At 69.5% G+C, this 24,919-nt stretch carries 25 protein-coding genes; 19 read left to right on the top strand and 6 right to left on the bottom strand.

Annotation, left to right across the window (positions count from 1 at the left end):
• Positions 1–31: 31 nt before the first annotated feature.
• The gene (locus ACGFIK_RS09070) at positions 32–1,120 is read left to right on the top strand and encodes an iron ABC transporter permease (protein WP_327023254.1); all 1,089 of its coding nucleotides are present in this window, start codon (positions 32–34) and stop codon (positions 1,118–1,120) included.
• Positions 1,117–1,950: an ABC transporter ATP-binding protein gene (locus ACGFIK_RS09065; protein WP_393338613.1), complete on the top strand. Its 834-nt coding sequence runs from the start codon at positions 1,117–1,119 to the stop codon at positions 1,948–1,950. Before ACGFIK_RS09070 ends, ACGFIK_RS09065 begins: the two co-directional genes overlap by 4 nt.
• Positions 1,951–2,052: 102 nt before the next feature.
• Here ACGFIK_RS09065 and ACGFIK_RS09060 read toward each other — a convergent pair whose 3' ends face one another.
• The 4 genes from ACGFIK_RS09060 to ACGFIK_RS09045 form a co-directional block, all read right to left on the bottom strand.
• Complete coding sequence (locus ACGFIK_RS09060; protein WP_327023252.1) at positions 2,053–2,823, bottom strand: VOC family protein; 771 nt, start codon at positions 2,821–2,823, stop codon at positions 2,053–2,055.
• Between the two features lie 101 nt (positions 2,824–2,924).
• Positions 2,925–3,662, bottom strand: a complete 738-nt coding sequence (locus ACGFIK_RS09055; RefSeq protein ID WP_327023251.1) for an ABC transporter permease — start codon at positions 3,660–3,662, stop codon at positions 2,925–2,927.
• Positions 3,663–3,674: 12 nt separating this feature from the next.
• Positions 3,675–4,580, bottom strand: coding sequence for an ABC transporter ATP-binding protein (locus ACGFIK_RS09050; RefSeq protein ID WP_327023250.1), 906 nt, complete (start codon positions 4,578–4,580; stop codon positions 3,675–3,677).
• 33 nt (positions 4,581–4,613) lie between these two features.
• Positions 4,614–6,728, bottom strand: a complete 2,115-nt coding sequence (locus ACGFIK_RS09045; RefSeq protein ID WP_327023249.1) for an AAA family ATPase — start codon at positions 6,726–6,728, stop codon at positions 4,614–4,616.
• Between the two features lie 182 nt (positions 6,729–6,910).
• On the opposite strand from ACGFIK_RS09045, the gene ACGFIK_RS09040 reads away from it, so the two are divergent.
• The 3 genes from ACGFIK_RS09040 to ACGFIK_RS09030 are packed head-to-tail and all read left to right on the top strand — an operon-like array spanning position 6,911 to position 9,714.
• On the top strand, positions 6,911–7,492 hold the full coding sequence (locus ACGFIK_RS09040; RefSeq protein ID WP_327023248.1) for a helix-turn-helix domain-containing protein: 582 nt from the start codon (positions 6,911–6,913) through the stop codon (positions 7,490–7,492).
• A gap of 41 nt (positions 7,493–7,533) precedes the next feature.
• The gene (locus tag ACGFIK_RS09035; RefSeq protein WP_327023247.1) at positions 7,534–8,829 is read left to right on the top strand and encodes an MFS transporter; all 1,296 of its coding nucleotides are present in this window, start codon (positions 7,534–7,536) and stop codon (positions 8,827–8,829) included.
• Between the two features lie 33 nt (positions 8,830–8,862).
• The gene (locus tag ACGFIK_RS09030) at positions 8,863–9,714 is read left to right on the top strand and encodes a menaquinone biosynthesis protein (protein ID WP_327023246.1); all 852 of its coding nucleotides are present in this window, start codon (positions 8,863–8,865) and stop codon (positions 9,712–9,714) included.
• A 155-nt stretch (positions 9,715–9,869) separates the two neighbouring features.
• Here ACGFIK_RS09030 and ACGFIK_RS09025 read toward each other — a convergent pair whose 3' ends face one another.
• Together ACGFIK_RS09025 and ACGFIK_RS09020 are read right to left on the bottom strand one after the other, a co-directional pair.
• Complete coding sequence (locus ACGFIK_RS09025; protein WP_327023245.1) at positions 9,870–10,814, bottom strand: hypothetical protein; 945 nt, start codon at positions 10,812–10,814, stop codon at positions 9,870–9,872.
• On the bottom strand, positions 10,814–11,791 hold the full coding sequence (locus tag ACGFIK_RS09020; RefSeq protein ID WP_327023244.1) for a hypothetical protein: 978 nt from the start codon (positions 11,789–11,791) through the stop codon (positions 10,814–10,816). Before ACGFIK_RS09020 ends, ACGFIK_RS09025 begins: the two co-directional genes overlap by 1 nt.
• Positions 11,792–12,157: 366 nt before the next feature.
• Between ACGFIK_RS09020 and paaA the strand changes: the two genes are divergently transcribed.
• The 14 genes from paaA to ACGFIK_RS08950 all read left to right on the top strand — a co-directional run bounded on the left by paaA (position 12,158) and on the right by ACGFIK_RS08950 (position 24,916).
• Positions 12,158–13,213 carry a 1,2-phenylacetyl-CoA epoxidase subunit PaaA gene (paaA, locus tag ACGFIK_RS09015; RefSeq protein ID WP_393338605.1) on the top strand — a complete coding sequence of 352 codons (1,056 nt, stop codon included), beginning with the start codon at positions 12,158–12,160 and terminating at the stop codon, positions 13,211–13,213.
• Positions 13,210–13,497 (top strand): 1,2-phenylacetyl-CoA epoxidase subunit PaaB, encoded by a 288-nt coding sequence (gene paaB, locus ACGFIK_RS09010; protein WP_327023242.1) that lies wholly within the window; start codon positions 13,210–13,212, stop codon positions 13,495–13,497. Before paaA ends, paaB begins: the two co-directional genes overlap by 4 nt.
• 56 nt (positions 13,498–13,553) lie before the next feature.
• Positions 13,554–14,279 (top strand): 1,2-phenylacetyl-CoA epoxidase subunit PaaC, encoded by a 726-nt coding sequence (gene paaC, locus ACGFIK_RS09005; RefSeq protein WP_327023241.1) that lies wholly within the window; start codon positions 13,554–13,556, stop codon positions 14,277–14,279.
• 25 nt (positions 14,280–14,304) lie between these two features.
• Positions 14,305–14,781 carry a 1,2-phenylacetyl-CoA epoxidase subunit PaaD gene (gene paaD / locus ACGFIK_RS09000; protein WP_327023240.1) on the top strand — a complete coding sequence of 159 codons (477 nt, stop codon included), beginning with the start codon at positions 14,305–14,307 and terminating at the stop codon, positions 14,779–14,781.
• Positions 14,778–15,890 (top strand): 1,2-phenylacetyl-CoA epoxidase subunit PaaE, encoded by a 1,113-nt coding sequence (gene paaE, locus ACGFIK_RS08995; protein WP_393338600.1) that lies wholly within the window; start codon positions 14,778–14,780, stop codon positions 15,888–15,890. The genes paaD and paaE overlap by 4 nt, the downstream gene beginning before the upstream one ends.
• A 290-nt stretch (positions 15,891–16,180) precedes the next feature.
• Entirely contained in the window at positions 16,181–17,515 is a 1,335-nt protein-coding gene (locus tag ACGFIK_RS08990; RefSeq protein ID WP_327023238.1) for a hypothetical protein, read from the top strand.
• Positions 17,503–18,273 carry an endonuclease/exonuclease/phosphatase family protein gene (locus tag ACGFIK_RS08985; protein WP_327023237.1) on the top strand — a complete coding sequence of 257 codons (771 nt, stop codon included), beginning with the start codon at positions 17,503–17,505 and terminating at the stop codon, positions 18,271–18,273. Before ACGFIK_RS08990 ends, ACGFIK_RS08985 begins: the two co-directional genes overlap by 13 nt.
• 3 nt (positions 18,274–18,276) lie before the next feature.
• Entirely contained in the window at positions 18,277–19,017 is a 741-nt protein-coding gene (locus ACGFIK_RS08980; protein ID WP_327023236.1) for a hypothetical protein, read from the top strand.
• A 136-nt stretch (positions 19,018–19,153) separates the two neighbouring features.
• Positions 19,154–20,344, top strand: a complete 1,191-nt coding sequence (gene mqnC, locus ACGFIK_RS08975) for a cyclic dehypoxanthinyl futalosine synthase (protein WP_327023235.1) — start codon at positions 19,154–19,156, stop codon at positions 20,342–20,344.
• A 295-nt stretch (positions 20,345–20,639) separates the two neighbouring features.
• Entirely contained in the window at positions 20,640–21,821 is a 1,182-nt protein-coding gene (locus ACGFIK_RS08970; RefSeq protein WP_393338595.1) for a hypothetical protein, read from the top strand.
• A gap of 198 nt (positions 21,822–22,019) precedes the next feature.
• Positions 22,020–22,730 (top strand): demethylmenaquinone methyltransferase, encoded by a 711-nt coding sequence (locus ACGFIK_RS08965; RefSeq protein WP_327023233.1) that lies wholly within the window; start codon positions 22,020–22,022, stop codon positions 22,728–22,730.
• A 50-nt stretch (positions 22,731–22,780) separates the two neighbouring features.
• A complete protein-coding gene (locus tag ACGFIK_RS08960; RefSeq protein ID WP_327023232.1) occupies positions 22,781–23,008 on the top strand; it encodes a hypothetical protein in 228 nt (75 codons plus the stop codon).
• Positions 23,009–23,178: 170 nt separating this feature from the next.
• A complete protein-coding gene (locus ACGFIK_RS08955) occupies positions 23,179–24,453 on the top strand; it encodes a geranylgeranyl reductase family protein (RefSeq protein ID WP_327023231.1) in 1,275 nt (424 codons plus the stop codon).
• 97 nt (positions 24,454–24,550) lie between these two features.
• Positions 24,551–24,916, top strand: coding sequence for an NADH-quinone oxidoreductase subunit A (locus ACGFIK_RS08950; protein WP_327023230.1), 366 nt, complete (start codon positions 24,551–24,553; stop codon positions 24,914–24,916).
• Positions 24,917–24,919: the final 3 nt, after the last annotated feature.

Raw genomic sequence — 24,919 nt, 5'->3', positions numbered from 1 at the left:
GAACGGCAGAAGTTAACAAGGGGCCCTTCCTATGCTCCACACGGTAAAAAGGGGCCCTTCCTTAGCTGGATCCCGGCCGGCGGGCCTGCGGAAACGCTGGCTCGCCGCCGGTATCGGCGCGGTGCTGGTCGCCCTGGTGGCCGGGGTCTCCCTCGGCCCGGTCAGCCTGCCCCCGGGCAGTGTCGCCCTGGAACTGCTCAACCTGCTGCCCGGGGTGCAGTTCGACAGTGGACTGACCGAACGGGAAGTCGCCATCGTCACCGAGCTGCGGCTGCCCCGGGTGGTGCTGGGGCTGCTGGTCGGCGGGCTGCTGGCCCTGGCCGGCGGGGCCTACCAGGGGGTGTTCCGCAACCCGCTGGCCGATCCCTACCTGCTAGGGGTGGCCGCGGGGGCCGGGCTGGCGGTCACCCTGGTGCTGACGGTCGGTGGGGTCGGTGCGGGCGGGGCCCTGAGCGGGCTGCCGGTGACCATCCCCCTGGCCGCCTTCGTCGGCTCGCTCGGCGCGGTGATCATGACCTATCTGCTCGGTGCGGCCGGCGGACGCAGCCGCTCCCCGGCCGTGCTGATCCTGGCCGGGGTGGCCGTCTCCGCGTTCCTGTCCGCCGGGCAGACCTACCTGCTGCAACGGGACGCGGAGAGCATCCAGTCCGTCTACTCCTGGCTGCTGGGGCGGCTGGCCACGGCCGGTTGGCAGGACGTCCGGTTGGTGCTGCCGTACTTCCTGATCACCAGTGTGATCGTCCTGCTGCACCGGCGGGAACTGGACGTGCTCTCGGTCGGTGACGACGAGGCGGCCAGTCTCGGCCTGCATCCGCAACGGTCGCGGTACCTGCTGATCGCGGCCGCCTCGCTGGGCACCGCCGCTGCGGTCTCCGCCTCCGGCCTGATCGGCTTCGTCGGCATCATCGTGCCGCACACCGTACGGATGCTGGCCGGGTCCAGCTACCGGGTCATCCTTCCGCTGTCCCTGCTGTTCGGCGGGGCCTTCCTGGCCCTGACCGACGTGGTGGCCCGGACCGCCGCCGCGCCGCAGGAGATCCCGATCGGGGTGGTCACCGCCCTGCTCGGCGGGCCGTTCTTCGTCCTCGTGCTGCGTACCGCCCGAAGGGTGCTGACATGACCCCGCCGGACCCGCCCGCCGTCGAGGTGCGTGGTCTTCAGGTCAAGCTGGACGGGGTGCGCATCCTCGCCGGCGTCGACCTGACCGTGCGCTCGGGCGAGTGGGTAACCGTGATCGGGCCGAACGGGGCCGGCAAGTCCACCCTGCTGCGCGCCGTAGGGGGCCTGCTGCCGGTGCCGCACCCGGTCCGCCTGTTCGGTACCCCCCTGGGCGGCCTGCGTCGTCGGGACCGGGCCCGGGTGGTGGCCACGGTGGCCCAGTCCCCGGTCGTACCGCCCGGGATGGCGGTGCTCGACTACGTGCTGCTCGGCCGCACCCCGTACATCCCGCCGTTGGGTAGGGAGTCCGCTGCCGACCTGGCGGTCGTGCAGGGGGTGTTGGAGCGGCTGGATCTGACCGGCTTCCGGGACCGGGAGCTGGCGACCCTCTCCGGCGGGGAACGCCAACGGGTCTTTCTGGCGCGGGCCCTGGCCCAGGGCGCCACCCTGCTGCTGCTCGACGAGCCGACCAGCGCCCTGGACATCGGCCACCAGCAGGAGGTGCTGGAACTGGTCGACCAGTTGCGCCGGACCGAGGGCCTGACCGTACTGGCCACCATGCACGACCTGTCGATCGCCGGCGAGTACGCCGACCGCATGGTGCTGCTGGCCGACGGCCGGATTGCTGCCACCGGCACCCCCGCCGAGGTCCTCACCGAAGACCTGCTCTCCCACCACTACCGCGCCCACGTCAAGGTCATCCCCGGCCCCCACGGCCCCCTGGTCCTCCCCACCCGCCCCACCCACCCCACCCACCCCACCCACCCCACCCACCCACCCCACCCCCAGTGACTCCTGTCGATCATGAGGTTGGCGGCATCGTGGAGATCAACAACTGCCGCCAAGCTCATGATCAACGGGGTGGGGTGGGTGGGGTGGGGTGGGTGGGGTGGGTCAGGAGGGTGGGGTCAGGGCGATGAGGGAGAAGAGGGCGCCGTCGGGGTCGCGGAGGGCGGTGATGCGGCCGGCGGGGATGTCGCGGGGTGGGACGAGGATGGTGCCGCCGAGTTCGGCGGCGCGTGCCGCGGTGGCGTCGGCGTCGGCCACGGAGAAGTAGAGGGTCCAGTAGGCGGGGGAGTCGGGGGCGAAGGCCTCCTCGCGCGGGGGCATCATGCCGGCCACCATCCGATCGCCGAGCCGCCACCCGGTGTAGGCGACCTGCCCCATCGGCTCCTCCTCGGGCTGCCACCCGAAGACCAGCTCGTAGAAGATCCGGGCCCCATCGGGATCGGGGGTGACCAGCTCGGTCCAGCACATCGCCCCGGGCACGTCGAAGATCTCGGCCCCGGAGAAGGTCATCGGCTGCCAGACGCTGAAGGCGGCCCCGGCCGGGTCACTGAAGACCGCCATCCGACCCCGGTCGAAGACCTCGAACGGCGGTACGACCACCTGCCCGCCTGCTCGCTCCACCCGCCCGGTGACCAGGTCGGCGTCGTCCGTGGCGACATAGGTGGACCAGATCGGCACCTGGTCCGGTACGGCCGGTGGCCCCACCCCGGCGACCGCCCGGCCGCCTAGCTGGAAGATCGTGTACCCGCCCGCCTCCGGCGCGGGCTCCACCTGGCCGGTCCACCCGAACAGCTCCGGATAGAACTCCCGGGCCCGGTCCAGCCCTGGTGTGGCCAGATCGGCCCAGCACGGTGTGCCCGACGGGACGCTGGCCACGGCCACCCCTCTCAACCCCCGCAGTGGCCGCCGCCCGACCACCCCTCCTCGGGCATCGTGGCACCGCCGACGCGGCATCCGGGCCGGAAACCGAGAGAAGGTCAGCTGAACCGGCGACCCTCGTCCCGTCGGTAGGCCCAGCCGGCCAGGGTGGCCAGCACCACGACCCAGACCCCGAGCATGACCAGCGAGAGCAGGTTGATCGAGTAGTCCCCGACGGCTGCCCACATCAGCTCCACCGCACCCCGGGTGGGCAGGAAGGGCGCGATCGCCTCGATGAAGCCGGGCGCCTGGCCCGGGGCGGAGAGCAGGCCACCACCGAAGGCGAGCGGGAAGAAGACCAACTGGGCCACCACGATCGCCGCCTTGCTGGGCAGCGCGTACCCGATGGTCAACCCCAGCAGGGTGAACGGCACCGAGACCACGGCCACGGTCGCCAGGGCCAGCAGGAAGGCCCCCGGAGTGATCCGGGCCTTGGTCAGGGTCGCGGCGATCACCACCACGGGGACCAGGGAGAGGTAGGTGAGGACCATCCCGGCCAGGATCCGCCCGGCGAAGCGCGGCGCCGACCCGGCCGGCAGAGTCCGGGTGTACGGATTCCAGGGCTGGTCGCGGTCCTCGGCGACACCCACGCCGTACTGGAAGATGTTGGAGCTCATCACCGAGAAGGTGACCATCGCGGCGGTGGCGTAGGTGGCGCCCACCGGGTCCTTGCCGGCGAAGGGCACCACGAAGAAGAGCATCGCGGCGGCCGGAAAGAAGGTGCTGCCGAAGATCGCTACCGGGATGCGGACGGTCTCCAGCAGTTGGTAACGCGCGTGTACCAGGGCAAGTTGCACGTCGAGATCCCCTCAGGTGGCCACTGGCGCGGCGTCGGTGGCGGTGATGGCCAGGAACGCCTCCTCCAGCGAGGTCGGGCGCACCTCCAGATCCCGGAACTCGACCCCGCTGGCGACCAGGTCCCGCACCAGTTGGTCGGCGTCGGCGGTGAGCAGGTGGGTGCGGCCGTCGACGTGCTCGGTGCGTACCACCCCGGGCAGCGGCGGAAGCGTGTCGACGGTCAGGCTCACCCGGCGTACCCCGACCACGGCCCGGACCGCCTCGACGGTGTCGTCGGCGAGCACCCGACCCTGGCCGATCACCACCACCCGGCGGGCCAGGGCCTCCACCTCCTCCAGGTAGTGGCTGCTCAGCAGGACGGTGCCACCCTCGGCGTGGAAGGCCCGGATGGCCTCCCACAGGGTGTGTCGGGCCTCCACGTCCAGCCCGGTCGTGGGCTCGTCGAGCACCACCAGCCGGGGGCGGCCGAGGAAGGCCAGGGCCACCGCCAGTCGGCGTTTCTGCCCACCGGAGAGCCCGCCGCACTGCCGCCGCACCAGCTCGGCCAGGCCGAACCGGTCGAGCAACTCCTCTTGGGGCACCGGGTCCGGGTAGTGGGCGGAGACGAAGTCGACCACCTCGCCGACCCGCAGGGTGCCGGGCAGCCCGGTCTCCTGGGGGGTGACCCCGATCTGCCGTCGGCTGGCCGGGTCACGCGGATCAGCGCCGTTGAGTTCCACCCGACCCGAGGTGGGCTTCCGCAGGCCGACCAGCAGGCTGATCAGGGTGCTCTTGCCGGCACCGTTGGGCCCCAGCAGGCCGACCAGTTCACCCGCCCGTACCTCGAGGTCGACCCGGTCCAGGGCGAGCACCTCGCCGTACCGGCGGCTGACCTGTTCGGCGCGGGCGAGGATGTCTCTTTCCACGCGCTTGATCATTCTCGGTTCACCAGGTGGTGGCAATACCGCCGGTCAGCCCAAGGGCGTGGGCAGGGGCGCGCTGTGCAGCACCGACATCCGGGAGACCGCCCGGGTGAGCACCACGTAGAGCCGGTGCAGCCCGCGTGGCTCGGCCGCGACGATGGCGGCCGGCTCGACCACGATCACGTGGTCGTACTCCAGGCCCTTGACCGCGGTGGCGGGGAGGACGGTGACGCGCGGGCCGCCGCCCGGGTCGTCGGGGGTCGCGGTCTCGATCCCGGCCGTCGCCAGCACCGCGCCCAACCGGTCCACCGCGTCGTCGGCGGCGATCACCGCGACCGACCCCTCGTGGGCGAGCGCCGCACCCACCTCGGCCACCGTCGCCCCGAAAAGATCGGTCACAGTACGCACCGTGAGCACCCCGTCGCGGCGCAAGGACTCGGCCGGCGGTACGTCCACGGCGAGCGAGGGCAGCAACCGGTTCGCGAAGGCGAGCACGTCGGCCGGTACCCGGAAACCGACGGTCAACGGCACCACGGTCGCGTCCGGCTTACCTAGGTGGCCCAGGGTCACCCGCCAGTCGGTGGCGGCCCACGGCGCGGTCGCCTGGGCCAGGTCGCCGAGCAGGGTCAGCGAACCGTGCTCGCTGCGCCGGGCGAGCACCCGGCACTGCATGGCCGAAAGGTCCTGCGCCTCGTCGACCACCACATGCCCGTAGCTGCCCGGCCGCTCGATCAGCCCGGCCGCCTCGTCGATCAACACGGCGTCGGCGGCGCTCCACCGGGTGGCCTTCGGCGTACGCCCCAGCTTCGTACCGGACCGAGGGCTGCTGATCCCTGCTGTGGAGGTGCTGTCCTGGTCGGTCAGCAGGGCCTGCTCGGCGGGGGTCAGCAGGCCCTCGGCGGCTGCGGCCAGCCGGGCGGGCTCGGCGAGCAGCGCGTGCACCAGCCCGTCCGGGGTCAGCGCCGGCCAGACCGTGTCCAGGAAGGCCGTCACCGGCTTCGCCCGGCCCATCCGGCGCAGCCACGCCTCACTCGGGGACTCCGCCCGCCGGGCCTCCGCCTGCCGTTGCAGCAGCCCGACCACCCGGGCCCGGACCCGTTCCCGGCCTAGGGCGTACGGCAACCGCTCGGCCCGGGTCTCCTGGACCAGCCGGTGCAGCGGCTCCAGGCCGATCCGCCAGCGGAAGGAGCCGTCGGAGACGACGATCGGCTCGGTCGGCTCACCGAGGTACCCGTCTACCGCCCGACGCAGCACCTCGGCCATCCGGGCGTCGTGCTTGAGCACCGCCACGGCCGGTGGGTCCACCGCCCGCACCGCCACCCGGTCGACCAGGTCTTCGACGGTCGCCTGCTCGACCTCCACCTCGCCGAGGGCCGGCAGCACCGCCGCGATGTAGGCCAGGAAGGCCCGGTTAGGGCCCACGACCAGCACCTTCGACCGGCGCAGCCGCTCCCGGTGCAGATAGAGCAGGTACGCGGCCCGGTGCAGCCCGACCGCGGTCTTCCCGGTGCCCGGGGCACCCTGGACGCAGATCGACTCCGCCAGGTCGGCGCGGACCAACTCGTCCTGCTCGGGCTGGATGGTGGCGACGATGTCCCGCATCGGCCCCACCCGGGGCCGTTCGATCTCGGCGGTCAGGATCCGGCTGGCGGTGCCGAGTTCCTCGCCCCGGTCCAGGTGCTCGTCCTCGAAGCTGGTCAGCGCCCCGTTGTCGAATCCGAACCGACGCCGTACGGCCAGCCCCTGCGGGTCGCTTGCGCTGGCCCGGTAGAACGACCGGGACACCGGCGCCCGCCAGTCCAGCACCAGCGGTTCGCCCTGCTCGTCGGTGATGTGCCGGCGACCGACGTGGTAGCGCTGTCCGGCATGCTCGGCGGGGTTGTTGTGTCCGGCTTGGTCGGCGGGGGCGGCTTGGTCGGCGGGGGCGGCGCCGAAGTCGAGTCGGCCGAAGAACAGCGGCGTTCGTGGGTCGTCGGCCAGTTCGGCCACCCGCCGGGCGAGGTGCCGGCCGAGCTGTTCCGCGGTGTACGAGTCCCCGGCGACCTTGTCGCCGGTGGCGAAGAGCGCCTCGGCGCGTTCCCGCATCCGGCGTAACGCCGTGCGGGAGATGTCCAGGTGTTCGCGTTCGGCATTGAGATCGGCGTCGAGGTCGGATGCAGGCACGATGCGATTCCTCACGGAGATTCCGGTTGCTCGCTCGCGTGTCCGGGGGCGGATGGCCGGCGCCCGGCGCGGGGACGTCCGCTGCGGTGCGTGCTCACCGCGGCCGTCAGGCGAACGGAAATCCTACTCCGGCCAGCAACGCCGGCAATCGAATTCTCATCCTGGTCGGGGATCATGAGGGCATGACGGAGGCCCACCCCGAGCTGCCCCGGGTGACGATCAGCGACCCGCAGACGTTGCGTGCGCTCGCCCACCCGGCCCGGCTCGCGATCATGGAACATCTCGCGGCGACCGAGGGGGCGGTGACCGCCACCGAATGCGCCGAGGTGGCGGGGCTGTCCCCGAGCGCGACCAGCTACCACCTCCGGGCGCTGGCCCGGTTCGGGCTGGTCGAGGCGGCGCCGAGCCGGGGGGATGCCCGGGAACGGTTGTGGCGCAGCACGATGCGGTCCTGGGCGATCGACGCCGGTCGGGCCGCCGACCCGTCGACGCGTGAGGCCGAGCGGAGCCTCGTCGAGGTCTTTCTGACTCGGAATCTGGAGCGTAGCCGCGACTGGTTGCGTCGGGCGCCCGACGAGCCGGAGGAGTGGTACCGGAACGCGATGCTCAGCGACTCGCTGCTGTTGCTCACGGCCGAGGAGTTGGCGGAGGTGAATCGCGCGGTGCTGGAGGTGCTGCGGCCGTTCCGCAAGCGGAGCCGGCCCGATCCGCCGCCGGGTGCCCGCCGGGTGGCGATCCAGTACCAGGCGCTGCCGCTGGACTGAGGGTCTTGTGTCGATCAGATGTGAAGCACTATTTTCGAAGTATGTCTTTCACATCTGGCGACTCGCGCTGGTCGGACGTCGGGCTGGCCACTGCCGCCCGGGGCATCGCGACCTGCGGTGACTTCCTCGCCGCCGTCACGCTGACGCTGACCCTCCAGTCGGCGGGGGCCGGTGGCAGCGCAGTCGCCGGAGTGCTGCTGGCGGCCACCTTGCCGCTGGTGCTGCTCGCCCCGTTGACCGGGCGGCTCGCCGACCGGGTGGACAGCCGGACCCTGCTGATCGGTGCCGGCCTGGCGCAGTCGGTGATCTGCCTCAACCTGGCGTACGCCCGGCATCCGCTGCTGGTCGTCTGCCTGATCGCACTGCTCGCCACCGGTCTGGCGGTCACCCAGCCGGTGCTCTCCGCCCTGATCCCCGCGATGGTGCGTCCAGCCGACCTGCCCCGGGCGGTCGCGCTCAACCAGACCGCCGGCACTATGGGCATACTCGCCGGTCCGGCGCTGGCCGGCTTCCTGGTCGGGTGGTTCGGCAGTCGGGTGCCGCTGCTGGTGGGCGCGGCGAGCTACCTTGCGCTCGTCGTTGCCGGGTTGCTCATCCGCACCCGTCGAGGCGGCGCCCGGCCTTCGACGCCGTCGGCTGCCGGTGCCGCCGGGACGCCGGACGGTGCCACGGCGGACTGGCGACTGCGCCGGGACCCGTTGCTGGTGGCGATGGTGGCCACCCTGGCCGGGGTGATCGCGGCAGTCGGGGCGATCAATGTGATCGAGGTCTTCTACGTACGGGAAACTCTGGGGGCCTCCGCCGCTACCTACGGACTGGTGACCGGGGCGTGGACCCTCGGCGTGCTCTGCGGTGCCTGGATCTTCGCCCGGCTGGCCCGGCGGTTCGCCGACGACGCCGCTCTGGTCCAGGCAGGTCTGTTCCTGCTCGGCGGCTGCTGCCTCATGGTGCTGGTCTCGGTGACGGTGCCGGTGGCGCTGCTGCTGGTGCCGATCTGGCTGATCGGTGGCGTGTGCAACGGCGGCGACAACGTTTTCAACAACCTGCTGTTGGCTCGGCGGGTACCGGAGGCCGCCCGTGGGCGGGCCTTCGCTGCGATGGGCGCGGCGGTGCAGGGCGCTTCGATGGTCGGTTACCTGATCGGCGGACTGTTGCTGGAGGTGAGCGAACCCCGGCCGCTGATCGTCGGCTGCGGAGTGGCCGGGTTGCTGGTGCTGCTCGGCTTCGTCCGGCCGGTCCGGCGTGCGATCCGGGCCGAGCGGTCCCGCTGCGCTGCGATGGCCCCGCCTGCAGGGCCGCCGGGTGCGGGGTTTGCCACTTCGACGCCGGTCCGCTGAGCAGGTCACCGGTGGCGGGGATACGGTCGGGGCATGATCGAGCGCGTCGCCCGTCCCCGGGTCGGGCACATCCAGTTCCTCAACTGCCTACCGATCTACTGGGGCCTGATGCGCTCCGGCGCCCTGCTGGACGTCGATCTGTACAAGGACACCCCGGACCGGCTCAACGCCGCGCTCGTCGCCGGTGACCTGGACATCGGACCGATCTCCCTGGTGGAGTACCTGCGGCACGCGGACGAACTCCTGCTGCTGCCCGACCTGGCGGTCGGCAGCGACGGCCCGGTGCTGTCGGTCAACCTGGTCAGCACCCGTCCGCTCACCGAACTCGACGGGGCCCGGGTGGCGCTCGGCTCGACCTCGCGCACTGGTGTGCTGCTCGCCCAACTGCTGCTGCGCGAGCGGTACGGGGTGCAGCCCGAGTACTTCCGGTGCCCGCCCGATCTGACCCAGATGCTGCTGGAGGCGGACGCGGCGGTGCTGATCGGTGATGTGGCCCTGCGCGCCCTCTACGAGGCGCCGAGCCGGGGCCTGACGGTCACCGACCTGGGTCAGGCCTGGCGGGAGTGGACCGGCCTACCGATGGTCTTCGCCGTCTGGGCCGCCCGACGCGACTTCGCCGCCGCCCACCCCGGACTGGTCAAGGAGGTGCACGAGGCCTTCCTGCGCTCCCGTGACCTGTGCCTGGCCGAACTCGACCAGGTCGTCGAGTCCGCGGCCCGCTGGGAACCCTTCGACGCGGCCACCCTGGCCTCCTACTACCAGGCGCTGGACTTCTCCCTGGGCGATCGCCAGGTGGCCGGCCTCCGCGAGTTCGCCCGCCACGCCGCCGCCCTGGCCGAAGCCCCCGCCCTCCCCCCCACCGGCCCCACCTTCTTCACCCGCTAACCCCACCTCTCTCTCCCGCACCACCCCTCTCTCCTCCGCGATCTTGCACTTTTGGTCGCCGCATTCCGGACATAAGCTGTGAATCAGCGACCAAAAGTGCAAGATCGACGGGGAAAGGGGGTGCGGGCGCGGGAGGGTGGGGGCGGTGGGGTGGGTTAGAGGGTGGGGGTTTGGAGGGCCTTGGTGATTTTTTGGCAGTTGGCCATGCCGTATTCGTAGCCCTTGTCGATGTCGTAGCGGAGCATGACGCCCATCGTCCAGGTATCACCGATGGCCAGGCAGTTGACGTGGATTTCCTGCTCCTGCTCGCGGTCGACCCAACCGTTCTTGATGGCGATCTTCTTGGCCTCGGCGGTCGGGAACGCCTTGCGGATGCCGAAGTCCCCGGCACCGCGCACCAGTCGCATCTCGTTGAGCAGCCACTTGGTCCAGGTGGGGCCGGCGGCCCGGCCGTCGACGATGCAGTTGCCCAGCCGGGCCACGTCCCGGGGCGAGAGCTGGGTACGGCTCCACCCGCGGTCCTCGGAGACCTTGCTGTCGGTCAGGTCGCAGGTGGAGATCAGCCGCCGGATCGAGGCGGTGGTATCGATCTCTTCGTACACGGTCTGGGTGCGTACGTTGTCGCTGTCCCTGATGATCTTCGTGAGATCGGCCAGCTTCGCGTCGCTCGGGGTCTGCCCGGCGTCGGCGCTGAGGCGCAGGTAGTCGGCGACGATCCAGGACTTGATCAGGGACGCGGTGGTGCTGGTCTCGGCCATGTTGTCCGAGCCGATGATCTCGCCGGTGCGGCGGTCCAGCACGCTCCAGGCGTACCAGCCTTCGATCTTCAGGTTGAGGCTCTTCGCCTCGAAGGGCAGGGGCTCAGGCTCGGGGGAGGGGCTGGGAGACGGCGGGGCGGACCTGGTCTTGCGGTCGGTCAGATCCTTGCCCCGGTCCTCCGATGAGGCCGATCCCCACTCAGCGGCCGCAGTGGACTCGAAGGGCGAGCCGGGCAGCAGGCGCAGCGACACCAGGACCAGACCGATCAGGACGGCGGTGATGGCCGCGAGACGTAATCGCGTCGCCTCGCGGTGGCTGCGGCGACGGCTCCGGGGGGCCATCAGAGCTTGCCGATCGGCTGCTGGGGCACCTTGAGGGCGCCACCGGGCTGGGGGGTGACCAACTGCGCGGTCACGCTCGCGCAGACGTCGGAGCCGTAGTCGAGCCCTTGGCTGTGTGGGTAGCGAAGCATTACCGCGAGACTCCACTTCTCGGTGACTGCCAGGCAGTTGACGTGCCAGTTGCCGTCATAACTGAGCGGCGTCCAGCCGTTCTTGATGCTCAACGGGCCCTGGCTGAGGATGGACTCGGGGAGCCCATCGATAATTCCCCATCGGCCGCCGCCTGAACGTGCCCGCTGGTCCTTGTCGGCGGTGCTGCCGCGTACCTTGCTCATCTCGGCCATCAGCCACTCGGTCCACTTGGGTCCGGCGGCCTTGCCGTCGGCGATGCAGTCGCCGAGCCGGACGGCGTCCCGAGGGGACATCCGGGTGAAGCTCCACCAGCCCTCGTACCCGGGCACGTTGCCGCGCTTGGTGTCGGTGAGGCCGCAGATGCTGATCGCGCGCCTGACCACCGGGCCGGGCTTACCCCCGGCCGGCACCGCGTACGAGCCCCCGGCGGCCCGGTAGACGAGATTCGTAGCGTCGTCGTCGCTGTCCCGGATGGCCAGACTGGCCGCCTTCTTCAGGGCCGCCGTCGGCTCCTTGTCGCCCAGTTGGCGCAGGTAGTCGGCGACGATCCAGGCCTTGAGCATCGACTCGGTGGAACTGGTCGCGGCCAGGTTCTTGGAGCCGGAGATCTCGCCCGATTCACGATCCATCAGCGCCCAGGAGAAGAACTCGCCCTTGAAGTTCACCGAGACCTTGGCCGCCGCCAGGGTCGGGGGCGGCGGGGGCTCCGGGGTGGGCGCGGCGACGCTGGCCGGCGCCGACTCGCCGGTCCCGCCGGCGAGTCGGGCGTACGCGGTTGGTACCAACATGACGCCGCCGAGCAGCACTGCTGTGACGGCGAACACCATGGTCACGCGGGATCGCATGAGCGGGTGAACTCCAGATGTCAGGCCGGGGGGACCGGCTTGTTGCCAGGACTGATCGCGGTGGATCGCCTCCGGGCCGGGGGGACCTTGGCCCTGTTTCTGGTCGACGATCGCTGGAAGCCGATCGGTGTGACGTGCGAAGTCTACGTGCGGATCGGCGTCTTGCCAGGTTTTGACACCTGACAACGCGCTGTGCAGGCGGGATAACAAACCGTTGGAGGTCGGTTGCGAGGATTAATCGGCTAATTGTGAGTCAAGTCTCGTCTTCGGAGCGTCACCAATCCTGCTCATTGCGCTACGAGCGGCGGTTTCGCATTTCTATGACACCCTCTGGCGTCTTGAGCTGATAGCTGTAACACTTAGGGCATGTATGGCAATGACTTCCCGGGTGAGGACCCGCCCGGCGGCCTGCTCGGCGAGGTGGAGGCGGCGGAGGCGGACCTGCGGGCCGCCGCGGAGCGAGACCGGGGTGCCCCTGGTCAGGACGTCGACCTGGCCGCCTACTTCGCGGAGGTCATCGACGCCGACCAGAAGATCGAGCCGCGCGACTGGATGCCCGAGGCGTACCGGCGGACGTTGATCCGGCAGATCGCCCAGCACGCCCACTCCGAGATCATCGGGATGCAGCCCGAGGGCAACTGGATCAGCCGGGCCCCGTCGCTCAAGCGCAAGGCGATCCTGCTGGCCAAGGTCCAGGACGAGGCCGGCCACGGCCTGTACCTCTACGCCGCCGCGGAGACCCTGGGGATCAGTCGGGACGAGCTGGTCGACCTGCTGCTCGAAGGCCGGCAGAAGTACAGCTCGATCTTCAACTACCCCACCCTCACCTGGGCCGACGTCGGCGCCATCGGATGGCTGGTGGACGGCGCGGCGATCGTCAACCAGGTCCCGCTCTGCCGCTGCTCCTACGGCCCGTACGCCCGCGCCATGATCCGGGTCTGCAAGGAGGAGTCGTTCCACCAGCGCCAGGGCTACGAGATCCTGCACACCCTGGCCCACGGCACCCCGGCCCAGAAGGCGATGGCCCAGGACGCCCTGGACCGCTGGTGGTACCCCTCGCTGGCCATGTTCGGCCCGCCGGACGGCGACTCCACCCACTCCGCCCAGTCGATGGCCTGGAAGATCAAGCGCTTCTCCAACGACGAGCTGCGGCAGCGCTTCGTGGACATGTGCGTCGGCCAGGCCGAGGTGCTCGGGCTGACCATCCCCGACCCCGACCTGCGCTGGAACGAGGAACGCCAGGCGTACGACTTCACCCAGCCCGACTACGCCGAGCTGATGCGGGTCATCTCCGGCGACGGGCCGTGCAACCGGCAGCGGATGGAACACCGGCGTCGCGCCCACACCGAGGGCGCCTGGGTACGTGAGGCCGCCGCGGCGTACGCGGCCAAGCAGGCAAGCAAGGAGAAGGTCGCGGCATGAGCCAGCACATCACCCCCCTGTGGGAGGTCTTCGTACGGGCCCGGCGCGGGTTGGCGCACACCCACGTGGGCAGCCTGCACGCCCCCGACGCCGAGTTGGCCCTGCGCAACGCCCGTGATCTCTACACCCGCCGCCAGGAAGGGGTGTCCATCTGGGTGGTGCCGGCCGGCGCGATCACCGCCTCCAGCCCGGACGAGAAGGACGCCTTCTTCGACCCGGCGGCCGACAAGGTCTACCGCCACCCCACCTTCTACGAGGTGCCTGAAGGGGTGGCCCACCTGTGAGCGCGAGGAGTGAGCCGGTTCTGCGAGCCCCGCAGTCGCGAACGGAGGCGGGTGCTGTGAACGGTCCGTTCGATTTCACCCTCGCCCTCGGTGACGATGCGCTGATCGCGGCGCAGCGGCTGGCCGAGTGGACCACCCGGGCACCGGAGATGGAAGAGGACATCGCGCTGGCCAACATCGCCCTGGATCAGCTCGGTGCGGCCCGGCTGCTGCTGTCGTACGCGGGTGAGCTGGAGGGCGCCGGCCGGGACGAGGACGCCTTGGCGTACCTGCGCGACGACCGGGAGTTCCGCAACTGCCTGCTGGTCGAGCTGCCCAACGGCGACTTCGCGATGACCATGGCGAAGCTGCTCGTCCTGTCGGCGTACCAACTGCCGCTCTACACCGCTCTGGCGGGCTGCGCCGACGAGCGGTTGGCCGCCATCGGAGGCAAGGCCCGCAAGGAGTCCGCGTACCACCTGGACCACGCCGCCCTCTGGGTACGGCGACTGGGCGACGGCACCGAGGAGTCGCACCGGCGGATGCAGGCCGGCATCGACGAGGTCTGGCCGTACGTCCCGGAGTTGTTCGCCGCCCAGCCGCAGGCCCCGGTCGACCCGGCCACCCTGCGGGCCGAGTTCGACACGACGGTCTCGACCGTGCTCGCGGAGGCGACCCTCACCGCGCCGGAGCCCGGCTGGGCACCGGCCGGTGGACGCGAGGGCCTGCACACCGAGCACCTGTCGTACCTGCTTGCCGAGATGCAGGTGCTGCATCGGGCCCACCCCGGCGCCCGCTGGTGAAGGCCCGGGACCCCAGGTGGCGACGGTGAACTTCGCGTACGAGGCCGCGGCCGCGGTGGTGGACCCGGAGATCCGGGTGGTCACCATCGCCGACCTCGGCATCCTGCGCGCGGTGGAAGTGGCGCCGGATACCGGCCGGGTGGTGGTGACCATCACCCCGACCTACACCGGCTGTCCGGCGATGGACGTCATCCGCGCGGACATCCGCCGGGCCCTGGCCGCGGCCGGTCACCCCGATGCCGAGGTACGCACGGTGCACAGCCCCGCCTGGAGCACCGACTGGATCACCGACGCCGGGCGGGCCAAGCTGGCCGCCGCCGGCATCGCCCCACCGGCCCCGGTCCGCCGCGACGGGGTCGTCCCGTTGACCCTGGCCGTGCGCTGCCCGCGTTGCGGGTCCCTGGAGACCGAGCAGCTAAGCCGGTTCGGCTCCACCGCCTGCAAGTCACTCTGGCGCTGCCGCGCCTGCTCCGAACCGTTCGACCATGTGAAGGCACTGTGACTGTCACCATCACCCGCCCGGTCCGCCGTCGCCCGGTGTTCCACCCGCTGCCCGTCATCGCCGTGGACCGGCTCACCGCCGACGCCGTCGCGGTCACCTTCGAGGTGCCGCAGGAGCTGCGCGAGACCTTCGCCTTCCGCGCCGGTCAGCACCTGACGGTACGCCTACCTGGTGCGTTGCCCGACGGCGAGGAGGTGCGCCGCTCGTACTCGATCTGCTCCACTCCGCAGGAGTTGGCCCGGCACGGGCGGCTGCGCATCGGGGTGCGGGAGATCCCCGGCGGGGCCTTCTCGTCGTACGCCTGCGGGGTTCTGCGCAGCGGCGACACCGTGGAGGTGCTGCCCCCGCTGGGCCACTTCACCACGGCCTTCGCGCCGGACCGGGTGCGTCGCTACGGCGCGGTGGTCGCCGGCTCCGGCATCACCCCGGTGCTGTCGCTGATCGCCACGGCCCTGGCCGTCGAGGCGGCCAGCACCTTCACCCTGGTGTACGGCAACCGGACGGCCAACAGCGTGATGTTCGCCGAGGAGTTGGCCGACCTCAAGGACCGCTACCCGACCCGACTGCACCTGGTGCATGTGCTCTCCCGGGAGCAGGGCGAGTCCGCGCTGCTGTCCGGGCGGGTGGACGCCGAGCGGCTGGGTCGCCTGCTGGACACCATCGTCCCCGGGGACCTGATCGAGGAATGGTTCCTCTGCGGCCCGTACGGCCTGGTGGTGGACGCTCGTGAGGTGCTGGCCGGGCGGGGTGTGCCGGAGTCGGCAGTGCACACCGAGCTGTTCCATGTCGACGCCGCACCCGAGCCCCTGCGCCGACCCGAGGACTCCTCCGGCGGCACGGAGGTGACCATCATGCTCGACGGCCGTTCGTCGAGCTTCACCATGCGCCGCGACGAGCGGGTGCTGGACGCCGCGCTGAAGGTCCGCGGCGAACTGCCGTACGCCTGCAAGGGTGGGGTCTGCTCGACCTGCCGGGCGAAGGTGGTCTCCGGCGAGGTGGAGATGGCCCGCAACTACGCCCTGGAGCCCGACGAGGTGGCCGCCGGGTACGTGCTGACCTGCCAGTCCAGCCCACGCACGGACACCCTGACCGTCGACTACGACTCCTAGATCACCAGCCGCCAACTGAACCGGGGGCAATAACGCCCTACCAAGAAGTCGACCGGCGGACGATGTCGGATACCCGACTCGCCCATGGTCGAGATATGAAATCCCAGGTGAGAGCGCCGACATTCATGTCGGCGCTCTTCGTTGTCTGCAAAGTCTGACGGTATGGCTGCCGGCTATGAGACCAGCGCCTGATACCTGGCATCGATGCCTCTGGCTATCCTCTGCAGTCAACCATAGTTGCCGCGCCTTTGAACCAGAAACCCCAAATCTTCGTAGTGATTGAGGTGGCCGTGACCCTCAGCGAGAAGGCGGTCAGCAGAGAGGCCGGTCGACTAGCGCCGCGCGACGGAGACCGAGGGCCACGACCGACAACCTTCCGCCTGCGCAGCCTTGGCCGCCACCTCGCCGCACTCGGCCCGTTTGCTCTGTTCTTCGGCACGTACAGTCTGCTCCTCGATCATTTGCCGGATCACTGGTTCGAAGCGGAGTGGTTGCGCATTCTGTTCGCCGTCCTGACTGGCCTCTGCGTCGGGATGGCGTTGCGCTGGTTCGTCCAGACCCCCTTCATGTCACGGGTCCTGACGCCGCCGAACGCGGTGACAGCCACGGCGCCTGCTCTGCGTCGGCAGAAATCAGGTGCGGTGCCCTCGGCCAGGCAGATCTTCGACGGGACCCGCGACCGACTGCTCTCCGATCTTCGGACCAGCGCCGGCAGCGAGGGGCGGGAGCTGTACGGCTGGTCGCAGTTCATCGGGGACAAGGTCCCGCCGAGTGCGATCGGCACCTCCTATGGCCTGCGAATTGCTCTCACCCTCGACATTCAGGACGCTCGGCTTGATCGACGGAAGCTGGTGGAGAATATCGTCGCTCTCCAGCGTCCCGCAGGTGGCTGGGTGGCGCGCTCTCAGCGCGACGTAGCCCGGCCGGAGGTTACGTCGTGGGTCTTGACTGCTCTCGTGCGAGCCGGCCTCGACCCGGCCTTCCGGACCGAAATCGTCGGTCAACTGGAACGGATGATGTCGGCCGACGTGGACCCAGTCGGCTGGGAAAGCGTCTCGGTGCTGTCCTCGGCCATCGCGGCGCTCGCCGAGGTGCAGCCGCAGTCAGCCAAGCTGGGCGAACTCGTCTCCCATCTGCTGGACGGGGCGATGCCGCAGGATGCGGGGAACGGATCGGTTCGGCTGGGTTGGGGCCGTACCGTCAGACGGGGAGAGTGGCTCTCCGTGCCGCACACCGCTCGTGCCGTTGTGGCCCTGCACAAGGCCTCTCAGGTCCTGAAACAAGGGGTCGGCCAACTCAACGACGCGGTCGACGCCGGCATCGAGTGTCTCAGCCATAACCCGGACCTGAGTCTCGGGGATGAACAGTTGCGCAGGCGGGTCGGAGACGCGTCGGACACCATCATGATCGGCCATTTCACTCCGGCCTGGGTGGCCCGTGCACTCATGTGCCGGAACACACCAGCCCGGCTGCCGCAGCTCCGCCAGGCGGTGCGCGAGGTGCTAGCCCATCAGGAGAATGGAGTGTGGAAGTGGAAAGATCGCATGGAGCCTACCTGGATGACGTATCAAGGGGTCCTGGTCATACGGGATTACTCGATGCTGAACCACCCTTGGCCCGCCTGAGTGGGCAGATCAGGATCGGAAGCTGGAACGTTCGAGAGGGATTGCCGTATCCGTCGGAAGATCCGGCCACCCGCCCACAGGCACTCGACGAACTTGTCGGTTTGATCAGGGAAAAATCGATCGATGTCTTGGCGCTGCAGGAAGTCGATTTCTCATTCGATGGTGAATCGGCGGTTTTGGCAGCGATTCTCGGCCGGACCGAATTGCAGTACGCCGCGACGCTTCCGCTCTCCGACTCCTCCTTCGAGGCTGGTCGCCAGGCAGGAGTAGCCGTGGTCAGTCGTTACCCGATGGCTGGCATAGAAAGCTTCCTGCTCCCTAATCCTGGACTGTGGACGGAGCGTGGAGCGCGCCGACTAAGTTTACACGACAAGGGGGCGGTGGTCTGCAGCATCGACTTCGGCCTGACCGAACTCAAGGTCGCCTCCCTGCATTCGTTTCCTTTCCATCGGTTCGGCCGGGATGCAAGAGATCCCGCATTTGCCGATGTTTGGAACACTATTTCCTCGAAGCTGCCCCGGTGGCCGGGAAGCCAATTGATTATCTGCGGCGATTTCAACACGGAGGAGCGTGCGTTGTTGCTCGATGCTTTCTCTTCGTCAATGGTGAGAGCATTTGATGGGCGTCCGACGCACTTCGGCAAGGAAATCGACGACATAGTCTTCTCCGCAAGCCTTGGAGTCGCGGCTAGCCCTCGGCTGGTTTCCAACTTCTCCGATCACGACCTGTGTCTGGTGGACTTGCATTCGAGGTGGTGAGGTGTGGTTTCGCTCGGCGCTGCGCATGACCTGATGTCGGAAGTTGAGCACACGTTCCATGCTGCTCTGCTCGACGAGTCGGATGCGCCCGGTCATGAGGAGACCGAACGTCTGCTGCGCGAACTCGGTCGCCCTGAACCACTTCGTGCTTTCCTGGTGAGCTTGACCCGTGAGCGGATGGTGTCCGCTGAGTTCGCCTGGTCCGCCCACCGGCATGCCCTCGGGTTCGACAAGTTCGTGCTCTTGGACTTCGGCTCACTGGGTCAGCTGCGGATGCACGTGTGGTGGCCTGGTCAGGGGCGCGTACGCGAACACGTCCATAACCACCGCTTCCACTTCTCCTCCGTGGTGGTCGGGGGCAGCCTGCGATGTCGCTACTACCGCTCGGTGCCGGGTGGGCGGCGCTACGCCCATCTGCGGGAATGCAGTCGACCCCACGACGCGGGCTGGAGCTTTCAGCGACAGGGGGTTGTTGAGGTCGCCGAGACCCTCTCCGTCGACTTCGCCGCGGGCTCCTCCTACTCGATGCCGGCTGATCTGTGGCATCGAGTAGACGCAAGCACCATGATGACGGTCACCCTGATGCTGCAACGGCAGTGTGTGCGGGACTGGTCATCGGTGCTCATTGGTGATGACGAGGTGGCACCGACCCAGTTGCCGCGCCGGATGTTCACCGCTGCCGAGATGCAGGAGCGCATGAGCACTCTCATCGACTATCTGGGTGGGCAGGGCGGAGTGCCCTGACGGCGAAGCGGGGCCGGAAAGTGGTCGAAGGGCGGCAGCTTTGGTGATCATTCTGGCCGCCCGGCTGGCTGTGGGACTCGCCGCACGCGCACCCCGTCGTGCCCGTCTCGCGTAGGGGAGACGTACGCTCGAAGGCGTGATGGAGAGCCGGGAGATCGACGACATCCTGCAGCGTGGCGCGGACGGCGGGCGGATCACGCCCGAGGAGGCCCTGCTGCTCTACACCGATGCGCCCTTCCACGCCCTCGGTGAGGCGGCGGACGCGGTTCGGCGGCGGCGTTACCCGGACAACATCGTCACGTACCTGATCGACCGCAACATCAACTACACGAACGTCTGCGTGACGGCGTGCAAGTTCTGTGCCTTCTACCGGGCTCCGAAGCACAAGGAAGGGTGGACCCACCCGACCGAGGAGATCCTGCGGCGCTGCGGCGAGGCGGTCGAGCTGGGCGCCACCCAGGTCATGCTCCAGGGCGGTCACCACCCGGACTACGGGGTGGAGTACTACGAGGAGTTGTTCTCCTCGGTCAAGAAGGCGTACCCGCAGCTGGCCATCCACTCGATCGGGCCGAGCGAGATTCTGCACATGGCCAAGGTGTCCGGGGTGAGCCTGGATGAGGCCATCGCCCGGATCAAGGCGGCCGGGTTGGACTCCATCGCCGGGGCCGGCGCCGAGATGCTGCCCGCGCGGCCCCGCAAGGCGATCGCCCCGCTGAAGGAGTCGGGCGAGCGCTGGCTGGAGGTCATGGAGCTGGCCCACCGGCAGGGGGTCGAGTCGACCGCGACGATGATGATGGGCACCGGCGAGACCGCCGCGGAGCGGATCGAGCACCTGCGGATGATCCGCGACGTGCAGGACCGCACCCAGGGCTTCCGGGCCTTCATCCCGTGGACGTACCAGCCGGAGAACAACCACCTGAAGGGTCGTACCCAGGCCACCACCCTGGAGTATCTGCGCCTGGTGGCGGTGGCCCGGCTGTTCTTCGAGACCGTGCCGCACCTGCAGGCCTCCTGGCTGACCACCGGCAAGGATGTCGGCCAGCTCGCCCTGCACATGGGGGTGGACGACCTCGGGTCGATCATGCTGGAGGAGAACGTCATCTCCTCGGCGGGGGCCCGGCACCGGTCCAACCTGCATGAGCTGATCGGGATGATCCGTTCCGCCGATCGGATTCCGGCCCAGCGGGACACCCTCTACAACCGGCTGGCCGTGCACCGGACGCCGGCGGACGATCCGACCGATGAGCGGGTGGTGTCCCACTTCTCCTCGATCGCGTTGCCGGGGGGCGGGGCCGGTCGTTCGCTGCCGCTGGTCGAGGCGAACTGACCCCTGCGCCCCAGGCAACCGTGACGGTCCGTGATGCGGCCGGCCAGCGGAACAGCGTGATGCGGCCTGATCGGCCGAACAGCCCAGTCGCATCGGCTGTCCGGCTGGTCGCCTGCTGCCGGGACGGACGGGCTGCGGATACCGTCGGGCGAGCACGGTCATCAATTCGGTCGACCCTTAAATAAAGATTAGTTGACCAGTTCCGCTGTGGTGGCGTTGCGGGGTGGCGCGGGTGATCGAGGACCGCTAACGTCCCCGCCCGTACATTCCCATACCTCACTGGGGAGACCAGTTGATGATCTTCCGTGCCCGCCGCGCCGCGAGTCTCGCTGCGGCCGCATTGCTCGCCGCTGGTGCTGTCACCGCGTTCGGTGTGCCGGCCCACGCGGCCGGCACCGAGACGGATCTGGCGGTCACCGCCGCCGGCACCCGGATGACCGAGGGCGTCGAGGGCAAGTACGGCTGGATCAAGATCGCAAACCAGGGCGAGGGCACCCCGGGCAAGGTGCTCGTCAAGGTCGACGTGTCCAAGATGGACGACGAGAAGATGATGCTGGTTCCGCTCTCCTTTGGTGAGTGCGAGGTCATCGGCGAGTCGAAGCCCGAACTGTTCACCTGCGAGCTGGCCAAGGAAGAGATTCCCGGTCCGGGTGAGACCTCCGAGGTGTCGATCGTCCTGTTCAAGATGGACGAGAAGGTCACCGGGCCGCTGACCGCGCCGGTGACGATCAGCATCGAGTCCGATGACGACACCGATGACAGCAACAACAGCATCGACGTCGATGTCGAGTTGACCCCGGAAAGCGGCGTCGACCTCGGGGTGTTCGTGCCGGATGTGAAGACCCGCTTCGACTTCGACAGTGGCAAGGAGAAGGGTCCGCTGCGCCCCGGCGACACGGCCCTGGTCTACAGCCAGGTCATCAACCAGGGTGACCGGGTCGCCGAGGGTCTCAAGCTGACCTTCCAGTTGCCGAAGGGCGCGAAGTTCGAGCCGATCGAGGGCTGCGAGATCGGCGACGACAGGCGCACCGTGATCTGCCAGGACAAGAACTTCCTGCTCGAACCCAACCTGCTCATCGAGGCTGAGCTGGCGATCACGGTGGATGGGGACCTTGAGGCACCGATCACCCTGAAGGGCGGCTCGCTGGAGGCCACCGCGTTCGGTGCGCTGCCGGTCGACTCGCCGGCGATCCACCGGAAGGCCGCCAAGCCGGCCTTCGCCAAGGCCAAGGTGCGGCAGGCCGAGGAGTCCGACTTCGCCGACCTGGACCCGTCCGACAACACCGACGACTTCGCGGTGATCCTCGCCGCGCCGAACGGTGGCGGCGGCGGTGGCCTGCCGGTCACCGGTGTGCAGGCCGGTCTGATCGGTGGTGTCGGTGCGGCCGTGGTGGTCGCCGGTGCCGTGCTGTTCCTGTTGGCTCGCCGTCGCCGGGTGGTCCTGGTGACCCCGGGTGACGAGAAGACGACCGCCTGAGGTTCGTCCTCTATCGGCCCGTACGGGCCGTTCACATAACGCAAGGCAGTCAGGGCGAGATGGGTGACCATCTCGCCCTGACTGTGTCCGCAGGACGGTCGGCCGGGCCGTCCGGACGGCTGCCGGGTGGTGAAGATCGCCCCGGGGCAGGCGACCCTGCCCGCGCTCAGGCACCGGTCGGGCTGGCAGAGTGGAGGGGTGAGTCGTACCCCGCAGGGCCAGCGAGCCAGCCTGGACAAGCAGCCGCACGAGGTCGCCGCGATGTTCGACGGCGTGGCGGCCCGCTATGACCTGACCAACACCGTCCTCTCCTTCGGGCAGGACCGGTTCTGGCGGCGGGCCACCCGGTCCGCGCTGGAACTGCGCCCCGGTGACCGGGTGCTGGACGTGGGCGCGGGCACCGGGGTGTCCACGGAGGAACTGGCCCACTCCGGGGCGTACGCCGTCGGCGCCGACCTGTCGCTCGGCATGCTGTACGCCGGCAAGCGCACCCGACCCCAGGTGCCGCTGCTGGCCGGAGACGCGCTGCGGTTGCCGTTCGCGGACGCCAGTTTCGATGCGGTGACCATCTCCTTCGCCCTGCGCAACGTCAACGACACCGACGCTGCGCTCCGCGAACTGGCGCGGGTCACCCGGCCGGGTGGCCGGCTGGTGGTCTGCGAGTTCAGCACCCCGGTCAACCCGGCCTTCCGGACGGTCTACCTGTCGTACCTGATGCGTTCCCTGCCCGCGGTGGCCCGGACGGTCTCCAGCAACCCGGACGCGTACGTCTACCTGGCCGAGTCGATCCGGGCCTGGCCGGATCAGGCGGCCCTGGCGGCCCGGGTGCAGGCGGCCGGCTGGGGTCGGGTGGCCTGGCGCAACCTGACCGGGGGTGTGGTGGCCCTGCACCGGGGAATCCGCCAGTAATTGCCGACATTCGGGAGAAACCAGTTGATTTACCGCATATCCTGGCGGGCATGACCGATCCGAGGGATGCGGCCGACGGCGATGCCGCCGAACTGGTCGCGCAGCTGCGGGATCTGGCTGGTGCGGATCCGGCGGACGTGCGTCAGGTGGTGTCCGAGGTGCTGGCGGCCCTGGACCGGGCCGCCGGGGGTGCCCTGCGTGAGCATCTGCCGGAGACCATCCGGGCCGGTCTGGATGCGGCCGGTCCGGCGCGGCTGGCCCCCGGGTCGAAGGGCTAGGTCGGCCTGGTCGAACCGGTCGAATCGACGAAAAGGCATGGCACGCAGCCGTGACGGACTCGTTTCCACCAGGTTAGGTTGCCCTAACAACGCGAGCGTACGGCCACGGTCATAGACTCGTCTCGGCAGGCTTGTGAAGCATTTCACGAGCGCGCGGGGAGGAGGCGCAAATGACCGCGGTGGAGAACGACGCCGACGTGATCGTCGTGGGCGCCGGTCCCGGTGGTTCGGCGACCGCATACCACCTGGCTCGGCACGGCGTACGCGTGCTGCTGCTGGAGAAGACCGAGTTCCCTCGGGAGAAGGTCTGCGGTGACGGGCTGACCCCCCGCGCGGTGCGTCAACTGATCCGCATGGGTGTGGACACCTCGCCCGAGGCCGGCTGGTTGCACAACCGGGGCCTGCGGGTGATCGGTGGCGGCGTCCGGCTGGAACTGGACTGGCCGGATCTGGCCAGCTTCCCGAACTACGGCCTGGTGCGTACCCGCCTGGACTTCGACGACCTGCTCGCCAAGCGGGCGGTCTCCGCCGGTGCCGACCTGCGCACCAGCGTGAACGTCATCGGCCCGGTGCTGGACGGCAACGGCCGGGTGATCGGCGTCGAGGCCGAGACCGGCCCGGACAAGGCCCCGGCCACCTTCCACGCGCCCCTGGTGGTCGCCGCCGACGGAGTCTCCGGCCGGTTCCCCCTGGCCCTGGGACTGGCCAAGCGGGAGGACCGCCCGATCGGGGTGGCCGTGCGCCGCTACTACCGCTCCGAGGTCCGGCACGACGACGACTACCTGGAGTCGTGGCTGGAACTGCGGGCCAAGGGCACCGGGGAGCTGCTGCCCGGGTACGGCTGGATCTTCGGCCTGGGTGACGGCCGGGTCAACGTCGGGCTGGGCATCCTGAACTCCTCCTCGGCCTTCGGCAAGACCAACTACCGGCGGCTGCTCACCGACTGGCTGGCCAACACCCCGCCGGAGTGGGGGATGACCGACGAGGCCAACGCCGAAGGGTCGACCCTCGGCGCGGCGCTGCCGATGGGCTTCAACCGGGTGCCGCACTACACCCGCGGAGTCATGCTGGTAGGGGACTCCGGCGGCATGGTCAACCCCTTCAACGGCGAAGGCATCGCGTACGCGATGGAGTCCGGCGAACTGGCCGCGGAGGTCGCCGCCCAGGCCCTGGCCCGGCCGGCCGGTGCCGAGCGGGAGCGGGCCCTGATGGCGTACCCGCAGGAGCTGAAGACGCGCTTCGGCGGTTACTACCGGCTGGGTGGGATCTTCGTGAAGCTGATCGGCCGGCCCGAGATCATGCGGGTGGCGACGAAGCACGGAATGCCGCACCCGACGTTGATGCGCTTCGTGCTCAAGCTGCTGGCCAACCTCACCGACCCCCGTGGCGGTGACGCGATGGACCGGGTGATCAATGCGATGACCCGGGTAGCGCCAGCGGTATAGGGCGCGAGGCCACCCCGCCGAAGGTCGTCGGGTGGGTTGTGAATAGTGTGAATTTTGCCAACGAACGAGGGCAGGGAAGGACGAGCAGGAGAAGAATATGTCGCTCTCGCCTTACGTACCCATCATCGGGCTGTTCGCCCTCGCCGCGGCCTTCGCGCTGTTCTCGATAGCCGCCACCCGGTTCACCGGGCCCCGCCGCTACAACAAGGCCAAGCTCGAAGCCTACGAGTGTGGGATCGAGCCCAGCCCGCAGCCGGTCGGCGGTAGCCGGTTCCCGGTCAAGTTCTATCTGACGGCGATGCTTTTCATCGTCTTCGACGTGGAAATGATCTTCCTTTACCCGTGGGCGGTCTCGTTCGACGCCCTACCGGTGTTCGGGCTCGTGGCCATGTTCGTGTTCATCGGTGCGGTCTTCGTCGCGTACGCCTACGAGTGGCGTCGCGGCGGCCTGGACTGGGACTGAGGG

Source organism: Micromonospora sp. NPDC048871, from assembly GCF_043198155.1.
Lineage (GTDB): Bacteria > Actinomycetota > Actinomycetes > Mycobacteriales > Micromonosporaceae > Micromonospora.
This window is presented reverse-complemented; position numbering and strand designations above follow the sequence as displayed.

What these genes read in the sequence shown, in the direction of transcription:
- ACGFIK_RS09070 (WP_327023254.1), top strand. Translation starts at nt 32, where the DNA reads ATGCTCCACACGGTAAAAAGGGGCCCTTCCTTAGCTGGATCCCGGCCG.
- ACGFIK_RS09065 (WP_393338613.1), top strand. Translation starts at nt 1,117, where the DNA reads ATGACCCCGCCGGACCCGCCCGCCGTCGAGGTGCGTGGTCTTCAGGTC.
- ACGFIK_RS09050 (WP_327023250.1), bottom strand. Translation starts at nt 4,580, where the DNA reads ATGATCAAGCGCGTGGAAAGAGACATCCTCGCCCGCGCCGAACAGGTC.
- ACGFIK_RS09040 (WP_327023248.1), top strand. Translation starts at nt 6,911, where the DNA reads ATGACGGAGGCCCACCCCGAGCTGCCCCGGGTGACGATCAGCGACCCG.
- ACGFIK_RS09035 (WP_327023247.1), top strand. Translation starts at nt 7,534, where the DNA reads ATGTCTTTCACATCTGGCGACTCGCGCTGGTCGGACGTCGGGCTGGCC.
- ACGFIK_RS09030 (WP_327023246.1), top strand. Translation starts at nt 8,863, where the DNA reads ATGATCGAGCGCGTCGCCCGTCCCCGGGTCGGGCACATCCAGTTCCTC.
- ACGFIK_RS09025 (WP_327023245.1), bottom strand. Translation starts at nt 10,814, where the DNA reads ATGGCCCCCCGGAGCCGTCGCCGCAGCCACCGCGAGGCGACGCGATTA.
- ACGFIK_RS09020 (WP_327023244.1), bottom strand. Translation starts at nt 11,791, where the DNA reads ATGCGATCCCGCGTGACCATGGTGTTCGCCGTCACAGCAGTGCTGCTC.
- paaA (WP_393338605.1), top strand. Translation starts at nt 12,158, where the DNA reads ATGTATGGCAATGACTTCCCGGGTGAGGACCCGCCCGGCGGCCTGCTC.
- paaB (WP_327023242.1), top strand. Translation starts at nt 13,210, where the DNA reads ATGAGCCAGCACATCACCCCCCTGTGGGAGGTCTTCGTACGGGCCCGG.
- ACGFIK_RS08970 (WP_393338595.1), top strand. Translation starts at nt 20,640, where the DNA reads ATGATCTTCCGTGCCCGCCGCGCCGCGAGTCTCGCTGCGGCCGCATTG.
- ACGFIK_RS08960 (WP_327023232.1), top strand. Translation starts at nt 22,781, where the DNA reads ATGACCGATCCGAGGGATGCGGCCGACGGCGATGCCGCCGAACTGGTC.
- ACGFIK_RS08955 (WP_327023231.1), top strand. Translation starts at nt 23,179, where the DNA reads ATGACCGCGGTGGAGAACGACGCCGACGTGATCGTCGTGGGCGCCGGT.
- ACGFIK_RS08950 (WP_327023230.1), top strand. Translation starts at nt 24,551, where the DNA reads ATGTCGCTCTCGCCTTACGTACCCATCATCGGGCTGTTCGCCCTCGCC.